The organism is Flavobacterium cellulosilyticum (assembly GCF_004349355.1).
Taxonomy (GTDB): Bacteria; Bacteroidota; Bacteroidia; order Flavobacteriales; family Flavobacteriaceae; genus Flavobacterium; species Flavobacterium cellulosilyticum.
Genome location: NZ_SMFK01000018.1, coordinates 1 through 14,309 on the forward strand (window position 1 = coordinate 1; position 14,309 = coordinate 14,309).

Consider the following 14,309-nt stretch of genomic DNA (forward strand, 5'->3'; position numbering starts at 1 on the left):
GTACTAGAATCCTATAAACTGATCACAAGAAGCATGAGCCGTAAAGGAAATTGTTGGGACAATGCAGTGGCTGAGAGCTTTTTTAAGACTTTGAAAACGGAACAGATTTATGGCAATAAGCTTATATCTAAAGAGCAAATGGGACTCGATTTATTTGAATTTATTGAAATCTGGTACAACAGAAAAAGAAGGCATTCCGCTTTAGAATATAAAACAATCGAAGAATTCTGGAAACAGCAAAATATTTTTAAAAATGTTGCTTAACTAATAGTGCGGTTTTTATTTGCATATCCACTATTATTGTAAAGTTAAAATTCTATACAAGTTAACATCTTCATTTTCTCTTCATTTTATCGCTATACATTTGTTGTGTAAATAGTGAAATTTAGAATAAATAATAATTTAAATTTTAGGAAAAATGAAATCAACGATTATTTCATCCGTTCGCCTTTTAGACTCGGGTCACGAATTCCAAACAGCTACTAAATTTAGCGTAAGCAAAAAACTATTGATGTTAGCCATGCTAATTCTATTAGCTACAGCCAAGGTTAATGCTCGAACGACATTTGTAAAATCTTCTAAAACAAAAGAAGTAAAAATGGGTAAAAATAAAAAAGCAAACAAAAAAATAGAAAAGTCAAAATTGCCAAAAGTTGTCACAACGACTTTTATTACAGAGTTTCCTGTGTTAACTATTGAAAGTTGGTTTACATATCCAAAATTTGATTTTGAAAGTGATTGGTATCGTCGAGAAACTTAAATAGCATTGAAAACCCTAAATTTAATGTTGTAAAATTTTCAAAAGACAAAGTAAATCGTAAAGTTATTTTTTACTAAAGAAGGTAATTTATGGAATGTTATCACTATAGAATAGCACAAAATTTTATAAGTGTTGGTAAGGCTTTTTAGTTAGTCCTACTGAAAAGTTTTTTTTAATTATAGTAGATTAAGAAATGGTGAATTTGCAATATACTTTTTAAAACGAACTGGCAATGTAAAAACGTGCAATATTTTTATTCAATTAACGAACAAAACTATATGACGAAATAAGTGATTAGAAAAAGAGAAATGTATATATTTACTTGATCGAAATTTGATTTTTAATACATAAAAAATTACAATTTAAATTATAAATTACGCTCATTAATTACCTTGAATAGATTTATTTCTAATTTAATAAAGAAAATATGTTTCAAGAAATAATAAAAGAAATACCTGATGATATTTTTAAATTCTTTTTAGTTACAATATTTTCATTGTTGATAGGGTTAGAGCAACGACAACTACATTCAAACAAAGAATTTGAAAGTATATTTGGAACCGATAGAACTTTTACTCTAATCGGAATTTTAGGTTTCATATTATACCGTATCAATCCACAAGATTTAATTCCGTTTTTAGTTGGAATTATTGTAATTAGTTTATTTCTAGGTTTGTTTTATTTTGCCAAAATGAGAGAACAAAAATTCTATGGAATGACTTCTCTTGTAACTGCTTTAATTACGTATTGCTTGGCACCATTAATATACACACAATCGGTTTGGTTGGTTCTATTAATAATTGTTTCGGTTTTGATTTTGACTGAAATGAAAAAATCCTTATTTGAATTTACCCAAAAATTTGATAACAACGAATTCATTACATTGTCTATATTTATCGTAATTGCTGGTGTTATTTTGCCTTTGTTACCCACTGCACCTATTAGTGCCACTATTAACATTTCTCCTTACAAATTTTGGTTGGCCATTGTCGCTGTTTCAGGAATATCTTATTGTAGTTATTTGCTCAAAAAGTTTGTTTTTCCAAAATCAGGTATAATACTTACGGGAATATTGGGGGGTCTTTATAGTAGTACGGTAACTTCAATAATTCTTGCCAAAAAAAGTAAAGAAACACCGAATGACAAAAGAGTTTCTGTTGCAATTATTTTGGCTACAACGATGATGTATTTGCGAATTTTTTTGTTAGCCTTATTTTTTAATCCAACATTAGCATTTGAACTCGCACCTACTTTTGGCGTTTTGATAATTATTAGTGCATTAATAGCGGTATATTTATATAAATACAAATACTATGCTACTCCAATAGAAACCCAAGTACAAGCAAATATCTATAGCAATCCGTTAGAATTTAAAACTTCGTTGTTATTTGGTTCACTTTTTATACTTTTTGCACTCATTACCACTTATGTCAACCAAACCTTTGGTAGTAGCGGAATTAATGTACTCTCATTTGTTGTTGGAGTGACAGATATCGATCCTTTCATTATTAATTTATTACAAAGTAAATTGAATATTTCAGATAGTTTTCTTGTTATGGCAATCGTTAATGCAACTACGAGTAATAATTTTTTGAAAATGATTTATGGAATTTCATTGTGCGATAAATCAATTCGGAAAGATATAATTTTAGGTTTCGGAATTTTAATTGTTAGCAGTTTACTTATTTCGTTTGTGTTTATATAAGTAGTCAAAGGAAAAATAGGGAAAACTTGTGGTGCAATCATAATCGGCCTTGAATTAGTTGCAACTGAAAGTAAACAAGCCAAAAGCAACAAAATTGTGTTTTAAAACGTATATACTAAAAGAATAATGCCTCAAAAAGAATATTTGTCTTTTCGATTATTATAATTCCATAAATAAATGGAATTATTAATATTTAAAGAAACTTCGCGCTATTTTAAAAAATAAGAGACCGATAGTAAAAACTCTAAAATTGAGGTTTTTTGATAGTTTGACGTTTCGCTTCTTTGAGATGGTTGGAAGTTCATACTAGCTCAATTTTCGGCTTAACGAAATTTTGATGTGGAAGGATAATTAAATGATTTTTTCAAATTAAACCAAAAAAAATCCGCTTTGCTTTCACAAAACGGATTGATATTTATTTCAGTCTGCAAACTGCTGCTCAACACTGAACACTGAATACTGAAATTTACAAGTGAATTACTTCGCCATAAGCATCAGCAACTGCTTCCATAACAGCTTCACTCATTGTGGGGTGTGGGTGGATCGATTTTAGGATTTCGTGTCCTGTAGTTTCTAGTTTACGCGCTACAACTGCCTCAGCAATCATATCGGTAACACCAGCACCAATCATGTGACATCCCAACCATTCGCCATATTTGGCATCGAAAATTACTTTTACAAATCCATCAGAACTACCAGAAGCTTGTGCTTTTCCAGAAGCTGAGAATGGGAATTTACCAATTTTCAATTCGTATCCTTTTTCTATCGCTTGTTTTTCGGTCATACCTACTGATGCAATTTCTGGTGTAGCATACGTACAACCAGGAACGTTTCCGTAATCGATAGGATCTACGTGCATTCCTGCAATTTTCTCTACACAATTGATTCCTTCTGCTGAAGCAACGTGAGCTAAAGCTTGACCTGGAGTTACATCACCAATAGCGTAGTAACCTGGGATATTAGTTTGGTTGTAGGCATTAACCAAGATTTTATCTCTGTCCACTGCGATACCAACTTCTTCTAGACCTATGTTTTCGATGTTGCTTTTAATTCCAACAGCCGAAAGTAAAACATCTGCTTCCAATACAACTTCTCCTTTAGCCGTTTTTACAAACGCTTTTACGCCTTTTCCGCTAGTGTCAATTGTTTCTACTGTAGAGCTTGTCATAACAGTAATACCTGATTTTTTCAACGATTTTTCCATTTGTTTTGAAATGTCTTCGTCTTCAACAGGAACTACGTTTGGCATAAATTCCACAATAGTAACTTCAGTTCCCATTGAGTTGTAGAAATGAGCAAACTCAACGCCAATTGCACCAGAACCCACAACAATCATCTTTTTTGGTTGCGTAGGTAATGACATGGCTTGACGGTATCCAATTACTTTTTCACCATCTTGTGGTAAGTTTGGTAACTCACGTGAACGGGCTCCGGTAGCGATAATAATATGATCCGCACTGTACTCAGTTACTTTTCCATCTTTATCGGTAACGTCAATTTTTTTACCTAGTTTTACTTTTCCAAAACCATAGATAACGTCAATTTTATTTTTTTTCATCAAGAAAGTAACCCCTTTACTCATTCCTGAAGCCACATTGCGGCTACGTTGAATTACAGCTGGAAAATCTTTATCGAAAGAAGAAATAGTTAAACCATAATCAGAAGCGTGTTTTAAATAATCAAAAACCTGAGCTGATTTTAGTAATGCTTTGGTTGGGATACAACCCCAATTCAAACAAATACCACCTAGGTCTTCTTTTTCGATTACGGCAACTTTAAAGCCTAATTGTGATGCTCTAATAGCAGTTACATATCCGCCTGGGCCACTTCCTAAAACTATAATATCGTATTTCATTTTTTCGTGTTTATTTCTTTAGTTGTAAAAATGCAGTCGCAAAAGCTCGTGTCATTTTTTCGTGTTTATTTCTTTAGTTGTAAAAATGCAGTCGCAAAAGCTCGTGTCATTTTTTCGTATTTATTTCTTTAGTTGTAAAAATGCAGTCGCAAAAGCTCGTGTCATTTTTTCGTGTTTATTTCTTTAATTGAAAATTAATTTCAGTGAGCAAATTTAAGGTTTTATTTTATGAATGAAAAGCTTAGTATTTAAAATTTTGACGAGTTCTTAATGAAAATTGTTAGTAATTTACTTAAAATCGAATTCAAAATTAATTTTATAACAACTAGAGTTCTATAGTAATGAATATATGATAAATGGAATCAACAAATTATTTTTTTGATTTTGAATCTTTAATCTACATTGCATTACTAAACTGGGAATCGTACAAGTTTTTATAATACCCACTTTCTAGATTAATTAATTCTTGATGCGTACCTTCTTCGACAATTAAACCATTGTCCATTACTACAATTTTGTCCGCATTGATTATGGTTGCCAATCGATGCGCAATTACGATTGAAGTTCTTCCTTTGGTAATGGTTTCGGTTGCTCGCTGTATCAATTCTTCTGAATAAGTGTCGATAGATGATGTTGCTTCATCAAGAATTAAAATACTTGGATTACTGACATAAGCACGCAAAAAAGCAATTAATTGGCGTTGTCCTGACGACAACATTACGCCACGTTCCTTCACATCAAAGTCATAGTTATCAGGCAAACTCATGATGAATTTGTGCACTCCAATTTTTTTGGCTGCAGCCAATACTTGTTCCCGAGAAATGTCAGGATTGTTCAACGTGATATTATTGAAAATGCTGTCTGCAAAAAGAAAGACATCTTGTAATACGACTGCAATTTGTTTTCGTAATGAAGTTAAAGTGTAATTTTCAATATTGTGATTGTCAATACAAATGGTACCGCTGTTGATTTCATAAAAACGATTCAGCAAGTTGATAATCGTTGATTTACCTGCTCCAGTTGATCCAACAATAGCAATAGTTTTACCTGCTTTTACATTTAGATCAATTCCTTTAATTACATATTCATCAGCAATATAGCTAAAATGTACATCCTTAAATTGAATATTACCTTCAAAAACTGGGGCTTCAACTTTACCTGTGTCCTGAATTTGATCTTGGGTGTCCAAAATGTCAAAAACACGATTGGCAGCAATCATTCCCAACTGCATCTCATTGAATTTATCCGCAATTTGACGCAAGGGATTGAAAAGCATTCCAATAAACATGGTATAAGAAAACAAATCTCCAAAAGTGGTAAAATTATCCCCGTTCAAGATTTTAAATCCACCATAAAGCACAATAAAACCAAGTGTTAACGAGGTAATAATATCGGCAATAGGGAAGAAGATGGAGTTGTATAAAATGGTTTTAATCCAAGCTTTTTTGTGTTTGTCATTAATTTCTTTGAATTTTTCGAATTCAATTTCCTCACGATTAAACAATTGAACGATTTTCATTCCAGTAACTCGTTCTTGTACAAAAGAGTTCATATTGGCAATTTGAGTTCGAACTTCCTCAAAAGCGACTTGCATTTTTCTTTGAAATATTCGGGTAAAGAAAACCAGTATTGGCATAGCAACGATTACAATCCAAGTCAATTTCCAGTTCATGTAAAACATAAATAAGAGTACAACAAACATTTTCATCAAATCACTTATAATCATAAATAATCCTTGACTAAAAATTCGTGCAATGGCTTCAATATCCGATACGGATCGCGTCACTAATTGTCCTACAGGAACTGTGTCGAAATATTTCATTTTGAAACTCAAAATGTGTTTGAACATTTTAGTTCTAATATCTTTAACAATATCCTGGCCCAGCCAATTCGCCCAATAAACAAAGAAGAATTGGGAGAAAACTTCCAGTAAAAGTACAATTCCCATGAGACTAACATAGATCAAAAGCCCCTGTTTATCTTGTGTGCTGATATAGCCATCAACTGTTTGTTTTAATAAATAAGGACGCAATGCCGAAAAAATAGATAATGAAATCGCAAATACAATCACAAAATTAAATCGGGATTGATACGGTTTCGTATACTTTAATATTCGCTTGAATAATCGGGTGTCAAATGCTTTTGCTTTCATTATTAAGGAGCATAACGCTCAGTTATTTATAATTACTTTTCGTCCTGCTGTACGCTACAATCTTTTTGTTTTTAAAGAAAAACAAAAAGGATTTTCACTTCCATCAGGGCTAGTGATTTCTTTTTTTATATCAATGAAGATTTCAATGGCAATGGCAATTTCAATGTCAATGGTAATATCAATTTCAATATCAATATCAATTTCAATATAGGAATTCCAAACCTCTGACTTCCCACTTAAAACGTTAATCTCCTACTTCTTATTTCGCACTTCGTACTTCGTATTTCCCTCTTCTAACTTCAAATAGGGGTATTCAATTTTTGTCAAATACAATCCGTGCGCTGGGACTGAAAAACCGGCTTTATCACGATTTTTACCTTTTATTATAGCTTCAAAATCATCTAAAGTTATTTTTCGCATTCCAACATTAACCAGTGTTCCCACTATGGCACGAACCATATTTCGTAGAAAACGATTGGCCGAAATGGTAAATATTAGTTTGTTGTTTTCTTGAATCCAATAGGCATCAAATATAGTACAATCAAATGTGTTTACATCGGTATTAACCTTAGAAAAACACTGAAAATCGGTATAATTAAATAATAGTTGCGCTGCCGCATTCATTACTTCAAGATCTAATTTCTGATGAAAATACCAGCTGTCATCTTGTAAAAAAGCATCTTTGAAGGAATTAATATGATATTCGTACGTTCTTTTTGTAGCGTCAAAACGGGCGTGAGCTTCATCCATAACAGGAATAATAGCATAAACCACAATGTCTTTAGGTAAATAGGAGTTGAGTTTATGAACGATACTTTCAATTTCAAAAGGTTTCTCAAAATCAAAATGCGCATACATTTCTTTAGCGTGAACTCCTGTGTCTGTGCGTCCAGCGCCCATAAGATTTACGTCTGAATTTAAGACAACAGAAACCGCTTTTCCTAATGTTTCTTGTACAGAACTAGCATTAGGTTGGGATTGCCATCCGTGATAATTAGTTCCTTTGTAGGCTAGTTTGATAAAATACCTCAATTCAGATTTCAGATTTTAGATTTCAGATTTGCTACGTCCGTTCGCTGTCGCTCGGGTCAGATTGCAGAAATAGAACTCAATTTTTAAAATGCAAATTTACAAAGATTTCAATTGATTCTATCTTTAAAATTTTCTTAAAACTGAAATTTAAAATAGACAAGATCCAACATAAATAAATAACTTTGCGGCTTAGTGCCTTTGTGGCAAATAAACATGAAAAAAATCCTCCTCCTTTCCGACACGCACAGTCATATTGATGACACAATTTTGAAATACGTTGCTCAAGCTGATGAAGTATGGCACGCTGGAGATGTGGGCGATTTGGTAGTAACGGACACAATTAAGAAATTAAAACCTTTGCGATGTGTTTACGGTAATATCGATGATGATAAAGCCCGAATGGAATTTCCTTTGCACAATAGATTTATGTGTGAAGGCGTCGATGTCTGGATCACACACATTGGTGGTTATCCTGGAAAGTACAATCCAAACATCAAGAATGAAATGGCTTCAAATCCTCCAAAATTGTTTATATGCGGCCATTCTCATATTCTAAAAGTAATGTTTGACAAGAAAAACAATCTTTTGCATATGAATCCTGGCGCTGCTGGGAAAAGTGGATTTCATCAAATGCGAACCATGTTGCGATTTGTGATTGATAGCGATAAGATAAAGGATTTGGAAATTATTGAAATAGGGAAGAGATAGTGTTCAATGGTCAGTAATCAGAGTTCAGTGATCAGTTAACTTGATCAGATAAATACAACTATTACATTTTACGGTTTCGGCTCCCTGTGCTTTGTTGGGGAGAGGATCTTCCACAAAAAAAACCGAACTGTTACATTCGGTTTTTTCTCGCACTAATAAATTAAGATTATAGGATTATCTCAATCTGTCCACAGATTTTACAAGATCTTCGTCCTTTTTGATGGCCTTATTAGCTAAAACTAATAACACGATAGCAACAATAGGTAGAAACATCCCAATACCTTTCTCTGAAACAGCAAGTGTTTCTCCAGATACATTTAGTGAACGATATACAAACAAGCCTAATAAAATTAAATTTAAAATTATATTCAATCTGCCAATAACAAATTGATTTTGTCTTTTTTTATAAGAAACGATACTTAACAAACTAAGCGTAGTACTGAGTCCTAGTAAAATAACGTATACTTGATTTTGCATAAAATAAAATTCTTTGCCGTCATTCATTGTCCATAATGGAAAAACGAAAGGTAAAATTCCACTTGCAACAAAGGCAAGAAGTAAATATATGGTTTGAATTCTCTGAATCATTTTATAAATTTCTATGACAAAAATATATTTTCTTTTTAACAAATACTATTGTAAATTAAAATAAATTCGTAATATTGCATGACAAATCCGTAAGTACTTCATTCTTCGGCTAGTTCAAAACAAAAAATTACTACACACTTTTGTAAGTATACCCAAATTAATTAAACTCCTAGAACATTTATGTTTGACATTTCTGCATTAAAAGAAATGAAGCTTTCTGAGCTTCAAGAAATAGCTAAATCAGCCAAAACAATAAAATTTAACGGTGTGAAAAAAGATACTTTAATCAATAAGATTTTAGAACTTCAATCGGCTACCCTGGATTCTACTTCTGAAATGAAAGCAGATAATGCTTTAATAGATGAAGATAAGCCTAAAAGAGCCAGAATAATAGCTGCAAAAAAAGTGGCTATTCAAAAAAAATCAAACAACACTCTTTTTACTGCTCAAGATATTCAAGAAGAAATAGTAGTTCCTGAAGAAGCAACTGAAATTCCATCGGAAACATCAACTGAAAAAAAAGTAAGCAAAGTTATTAAATTTAATAAATCTGCATACGAAAAGAAAGTGGCGTTACAAAAGGAAAAAGAAGATGCAAAGGAAGCAAATGCTGAAAATAATTCTGAATCAGAACCTGAAACAGTTGATAATTCAGACTCTTCGGAAAATGAAGAAGATAAACTTCCAACAAAAAAATTAAATCCCAACCAACTTCATAAACAAAACTCCAATCAAAATGGTGGTGGCAATGCCAATCCAAATTTTAAAAACAAGAAAAACAACTTTAGAGATTCGGATTTTGAATTTGACGGAATTATAGAAAGTGAAGGTGTTTTAGAAATGATGCCTGATGGTTATGGTTTTCTACGATCCTCTGATTATAATTATTTGGCTTCGCCAGATGATATTTATTTATCGACTTCACAAATCAGATTGTTTGGTTTAAAAACTGGAGATACAGTAAAAGGAGTGGTGCGTCCTCCAAAAGAAGGAGAGAAATTTTTTCCTTTAGTTCGTGTACTAAAAATTAACGGACACGATCCACAAGTAGTTCGTGATCGAGTATCATTCGAACATTTAACACCTGTTTTTCCATCCGAAAAATTCAAATTAGCCGAAAGACAAAGCACGATTTCTACTCGAATTATCGATTTGTTTTCGCCTATTGGAAAAGGACAACGTGGAATGATTGTGGCGCAGCCTAAGACAGGTAAAACAATGTTGTTGAAAGATATTGCCAATGCAATTGCAGCTAATCATCCGGAAGTGTATTTGATTGTTTTATTGATAGATGAACGTCCAGAAGAAGTTACTGATATGCAACGTAGTGTTCGTGGAGAAGTAATTGCTTCTACTTTTGACAGAGAACCACAAGAACATGTTAAAATCGCTAATATTGTTCTTGAAAAAGCAAAACGTTTGGTAGAATGTGGTCACGATGTTGTGATTTTATTAGATTCTATTACTCGTTTAGCAAGAGCATACAATACGGTACAACCCGCATCAGGTAAAGTACTAAGTGGAGGTGTGGATGCGAACGCTTTACAAAAACCAAAACGATTTTTTGGAGCGGCACGTAATGTAGAAAATGGTGGTTCGTTAAGTATCATTGCCACTGCTTTGACAGAAACAGGTTCAAAAATGGATGAAGTGATCTTTGAGGAATTCAAAGGAACTGGAAATATGGAATTACAATTGGATCGTAAAATTGCTAACAAACGTATTTTTCCAGCAATTGATTTAACATCTTCAAGTACACGTCGTGATGATTTATTGTTAGATGCACAAACATTGCAAAGAATGTGGATTATGAGAAAATATCTTTCAGACATGAACCCAGTCGAAGCGATGGATTTTATCAATGATCGTTTCAAGAAAACTAAAAATAATGAGGAGTTTTTGATTTCGATGAATGATTAGAAATGGAAGTTATTAAGATTTAAGTAGTAAGATTAGAAAATTGATTATAATTATAGAGTTTAAAACAAAAAAAATCCTCATTAGAGGATTTTTTTATGCGTTCAATCTTAATACTTAATACTTAAATCTTAATACTAATATCTTAATTCTTTTCTTTTAATTCTTTATTCTCAACAACAGTTTCTTTTCTTTCCATTAAAGCCATATAAAATCCATCAAAACCAGATTCGTGGGCTAATATTTTTTGCTCTTTAATAAAATTGAATTGTTTTCCAATCTCGGTAGTTAAGAATTTTTGAACCTGTTCTTGATTTTCCGATGGCAAAACAGAACAAGTAGCATACACTAATTTGCCACCTGGTTTTACAATTTTAGAATAACTTTCTAAAACTTCGGCTTGAATTTTGCGAATATTATCAATGAATTCGGGTTTTAGTTTCCATTTGGCATCCGGATTTCTTTTTAGAACGCCTAAACCGCTGCAAGGAGCATCAATTAAAACTCTATCCGCTCTTTCATGCAGTTTTTTGATGATTTTTGTCGAATCTATGATGCGATATTCAATATTGAAAGCACCATCTCTTTTTGCTCTTAATTTTAATTGTTTTAATTTGCTTTCATACAAATCCATAGCAATTAATTGTCCTTTGTTTTCCATCAAAGCAGCAATATGCAGTGTTTTTCCACCAGCACCAGCACAAGTGTCAACAACTCTCATTCCAGGTTTTACATCAAGGAAAGCGGCAACCAATTGTGAATTGGCGTCTTGAACTTCAAAATAACCTAATTTGAACGCTTCTGTCATAAAAACATTAGCTCTTTCTTTTAAAACTAAAGCATCAGGTTGATCTTTTAAATAATCGGTATCAATATTTAAGTCCATCAAGATGGCTCTTAGTTTTTCTTTAGTTGTCTTTAAAGTGTTTACCCTAAGTATCACTTTTGCAGGTTGGTTTTGAGCAGTAATTTCTTTTGCCCAAGTCTTTTCTCCTAATTCTTTAACCCCTAATTCATCCATCCAATCAGGAATCGATTCTTTGAGTGCTCTAGTTTTTGAAAGTTCGTCAAAACGACCTTTAATTTTCCTTTCTGGAGTTCCTTCTAATTGACGCCAATCGGGTATAGGGTACCCTCTTAAAACTGCCCAAACAGAGAACATTCTCCAAAGATTATCTCTATCGAAAGGTTCTTTAACTTCTGCAATTTCTGCGTATAATCTTTTCCAGCGTACCACTTCGTAAATGGTTTCAGCAACAAATTTTCTATCGGAACTTCCCCAGCGTTTGTCTTTTTTCAAGGCTCTTGCAACTACTTTATCTGCATATTCTCCTTCGTTGAAAATGGCATTTAGGGAATCTATTGTAGTATAAACTAAATTTCTGTGTAATCTCATTTTTAATTATTGAGGTGCAAAGATAGGGTTAATTGATGAAAAGTTAATTTTAAATTTATTACAAAAAAAAACACTGCTTTGAAACAGTGTGTGATTCTGGAAATAGTAAATTATTTTTTATTGTAGATCCTTGTTAAGCTAATATTTTCCGGCGCATGAAGGACCATTGGGAATTTTTCAATTTTTACAGAACTACTATCTAAGCCAAATGCGCTTTCTTCAGACAAGCTTAATTTTTTGACAAAGAAGTAAGAATTCATTATGATTTTTTCGAAGAATGTCAAATCGCTATCATGAGAAAGATATTTTTCGGACAATACGAATTTGAAATCACCAATGATATTATTTTTATTCAATGATTCATATCTACTTGTAACATCAACTTCCCCTTTTTTAACCATATCTTTTATAACTTCTTTGAACATCAAATTGATTTTAGTAGGCTCTCTAAAACCTAAATTAAAATCAACTCTAAATAAGTTGTCTTTATTTATCTCGGTTACTTTGTATTCCGTTTTATAAGGTTCATTTAATATATTTACGTGCACAAACCAATATAAATCGGCTCTTTTAGGTCTTTTGCGTAAAATAGAATACATTACTTTTTCTTCAATTTCATCGACTCTACCTGCATTTGTCATATATATCAAATGGGTTGCATATTTTGGAATAGATAAGTCATGACATAACTCATTCAAAACTTTTTTATAATCTTCAATTTTAACAATTTGGGTATAGCTCTTGTTAATTTTTTTAGCAAAATGCCAAATGGTCATTACTGATATTAAAAGTAAAGCAATAATTAAAGTAACATATCCACCTTCAGCAAATTTGGTAACATTAGCAATAAGGAATCCAATTTCAATAGTTAAATAAATAGTAATTAAAGGGACCATAAAATATAATTTTACCCTTTTCATAATCATGTAATAATTGAGTAAAATAGTAGTCATTATCATACAAAGAATAATGGCCAATCCATAAGCATGTTCCATATTACTTGATTGTTCAAAATGAAGCACCACGCCAACACAACCTAAAAACAACAACCAGTTTATAGACGGAATATACAACTGACCTTTTAATTCTGTAGGATATTTAATCTTTACTTTTGGCCAAAAATTCAATCTCATGGCTTCATTTATTAAAGTAAAAGAACCACTAATTAATGCTTGAGAAGCAATAACAGCGGCCAAGGTAGCGATTACAATTCCAATAGGCTGAAACCAATCGGCCATAATTAAATAGAAAGGATTTCCATTTTCACCGCCTAAACCAACTAGTGTTTTTCCTTCATGGTGAATTAAATAAGCTGCTTGTCCAAAATAATTTAATACCAAGGATATTTTTACAAAAATCCAACTAATTCTAATATTTTTTCTTCCACAGTGTCCCATGTCAGAATACAATGCTTCGGCTCCTGTAGTACATAGAAATACAAAACCTAAAACATAAAAACCTTCTGGATGAATTTTTAATAGATGATACGCATAATAAGGATTAAATGCTTTTAGAACTTCTGGATGTTGCGTGATTTGAATAAGTCCTAGAATTCCCAACATACAAAACCAAATTAGCATCATTGGCGCAAAAAATCGTCCCACTAATTTAGAACCAAATTGCTGAATTGTAAATAATATAAATAGGATTCCAATTACAATTGGGATGGTATTTATATTTGGATAAAATGTTTGAATTCCTTCTATGGCAGATGATACTGAGATTGGTGGGGTAATGATTCCATCAGCAAGTAGCGCACTTCCCCCAATTATGGCGGGAACAATTAACCATTTAATTTTTGTTTTTTTTACCAACGCATATAATGCAAAAATCCCACCTTCACCGTGGTTGTCAGCACTTAAAGTTATCAGCACATATTTTATAGTAGTTTGTAAAGTAAGTGTCCAAAACACACAAGATATTCCACCCAAAACGATATCAGCATTTATGATACTATTGCCAATTATGGCTTTCATTACATATAAAGGAGATGTTCCAATATCACCATAAATAATTCCCAAAGAAATCAATAAACCACCTAATGTTAACTTACTATGTAAGTCTTTATGCGAAACACTCATCTATAATTTTTAAAAAACTTGTCAAATTTACTGTTTTTAAAAATAGTATTGTTTTTTATAGTAAAAAAAAATAAAATAAAACACGGTCATTAAAAACGTGTTTTATTTTAAAGCT

At 32.1% G+C, this 14,309-nt stretch carries 11 protein-coding genes; 5 read left to right on the forward strand and 6 right to left on the reverse strand.

Going from position 1 to position 14,309, the window contains the following annotated elements; genetic code table 11:
• The 3 genes from E0F76_RS17180 to E0F76_RS17190 form a co-directional block, all read left to right on the forward strand.
• Positions 1 to 264: integrase core domain-containing protein (locus tag E0F76_RS17180; RefSeq protein ID WP_220398946.1), on the forward strand; the 264-nt coding region annotated here is incomplete at its 5' end.
• Positions 265 to 418: 154 nt separating this feature from the next.
• Positions 419 to 760: a hypothetical protein gene (locus E0F76_RS17185; RefSeq protein WP_132009078.1), complete on the forward strand. Its 342-nt coding sequence runs from the start codon at positions 419 to 421 to the stop codon at positions 758 to 760.
• Positions 761 to 1,187: 427 nt separating this feature from the next.
• Positions 1,188 to 2,465 (forward strand): MgtC/SapB family protein, encoded by a 1,278-nt coding sequence (locus E0F76_RS17190; RefSeq protein ID WP_132009081.1) that lies wholly within the window; start codon positions 1,188 to 1,190, stop codon positions 2,463 to 2,465.
• Between the two features lie 466 nt (positions 2,466 to 2,931).
• On the opposite strand, the gene lpdA is transcribed toward E0F76_RS17190, so the two are convergent.
• From lpdA to truA, 3 genes are all read right to left on the reverse strand, one after another.
• The gene (gene lpdA / locus E0F76_RS17195) at positions 2,932 to 4,320 is read right to left on the reverse strand and encodes a dihydrolipoyl dehydrogenase (protein WP_132009084.1); all 1,389 of its coding nucleotides are present in this window, start codon (positions 4,318 to 4,320) and stop codon (positions 2,932 to 2,934) included.
• A gap of 397 nt (positions 4,321 to 4,717) precedes the next feature.
• Positions 4,718 to 6,472 carry an ABC transporter ATP-binding protein gene (locus E0F76_RS17200; RefSeq protein WP_132009087.1) on the reverse strand — a complete coding sequence of 585 codons (1,755 nt, stop codon included), beginning with the start codon at positions 6,470 to 6,472 and terminating at the stop codon, positions 4,718 to 4,720.
• A gap of 252 nt (positions 6,473 to 6,724) precedes the next feature.
• A complete protein-coding gene (truA, locus tag E0F76_RS17205; protein ID WP_132009090.1) occupies positions 6,725 to 7,504 on the reverse strand; it encodes a tRNA pseudouridine(38-40) synthase TruA in 780 nt (259 codons plus the stop codon).
• A gap of 213 nt (positions 7,505 to 7,717) precedes the next feature.
• Between truA and E0F76_RS17210 the strand changes: the two genes are divergently transcribed.
• Complete coding sequence (locus E0F76_RS17210) at positions 7,718 to 8,212, forward strand: metallophosphoesterase family protein (RefSeq protein ID WP_132009093.1); 495 nt, start codon at positions 7,718 to 7,720, stop codon at positions 8,210 to 8,212.
• A 174-nt stretch (positions 8,213 to 8,386) separates the two neighbouring features.
• Here the strand turns inward: E0F76_RS17210 and E0F76_RS17215 are convergent, their stop codons facing one another.
• Entirely contained in the window at positions 8,387 to 8,800 is a 414-nt protein-coding gene (locus tag E0F76_RS17215; protein WP_132009096.1) for a DUF4293 domain-containing protein, read from the reverse strand.
• Between the two features lie 180 nt (positions 8,801 to 8,980).
• On the opposite strand from E0F76_RS17215, the gene rho reads away from it, so the two are divergent.
• On the forward strand, positions 8,981 to 10,720 hold the full coding sequence (gene rho / locus E0F76_RS17220) for a transcription termination factor Rho (protein WP_132009099.1): 1,740 nt from the start codon (positions 8,981 to 8,983) through the stop codon (positions 10,718 to 10,720).
• Positions 10,721 to 10,862: 142 nt separating this feature from the next.
• Here the strand turns inward: rho and E0F76_RS17225 are convergent, their stop codons facing one another.
• Both E0F76_RS17225 and E0F76_RS17230 read right to left on the reverse strand, forming a co-directional pair.
• Complete coding sequence (locus E0F76_RS17225; protein ID WP_132009102.1) at positions 10,863 to 12,113, reverse strand: RsmB/NOP family class I SAM-dependent RNA methyltransferase; 1,251 nt, start codon at positions 12,111 to 12,113, stop codon at positions 10,863 to 10,865.
• Positions 12,114 to 12,223: 110 nt separating this feature from the next.
• Positions 12,224 to 14,194 carry a KUP/HAK/KT family potassium transporter gene (locus E0F76_RS17230; RefSeq protein ID WP_132009105.1) on the reverse strand — a complete coding sequence of 657 codons (1,971 nt, stop codon included), beginning with the start codon at positions 14,192 to 14,194 and terminating at the stop codon, positions 12,224 to 12,226.
• Positions 14,195 to 14,309 lie beyond the last annotated feature (115 nt).

Bases quoted from the DNA above. Each gene is read 5' to 3' on its own strand.
- E0F76_RS17210 (WP_132009093.1), top strand. From the start codon at position 7,718: ATGAAAAAAATCCTCCTCCTTTCCGACACGCACAGTCATATTGATGAC.
- E0F76_RS17230 (WP_132009105.1), bottom strand. From the start codon at position 14,194: ATGAGTGTTTCGCATAAAGACTTACATAGTAAGTTAACATTAGGTGGT.
- lpdA (WP_132009084.1), bottom strand. From the start codon at position 4,320: ATGAAATACGATATTATAGTTTTAGGAAGTGGCCCAGGCGGATATGTA.
- rho (WP_132009099.1), top strand. From the start codon at position 8,981: ATGTTTGACATTTCTGCATTAAAAGAAATGAAGCTTTCTGAGCTTCAA.
- E0F76_RS17215 (WP_132009096.1), bottom strand. From the start codon at position 8,800: ATGATTCAGAGAATTCAAACCATATATTTACTTCTTGCCTTTGTTGCA.
- E0F76_RS17225 (WP_132009102.1), bottom strand. From the start codon at position 12,113: ATGAGATTACACAGAAATTTAGTTTATACTACAATAGATTCCCTAAAT.
- E0F76_RS17185 (WP_132009078.1), top strand. From the start codon at position 419: ATGAAATCAACGATTATTTCATCCGTTCGCCTTTTAGACTCGGGTCAC.
- E0F76_RS17190 (WP_132009081.1), top strand. From the start codon at position 1,188: ATGTTTCAAGAAATAATAAAAGAAATACCTGATGATATTTTTAAATTC.
- E0F76_RS17200 (WP_132009087.1), bottom strand. From the start codon at position 6,472: ATGAAAGCAAAAGCATTTGACACCCGATTATTCAAGCGAATATTAAAG.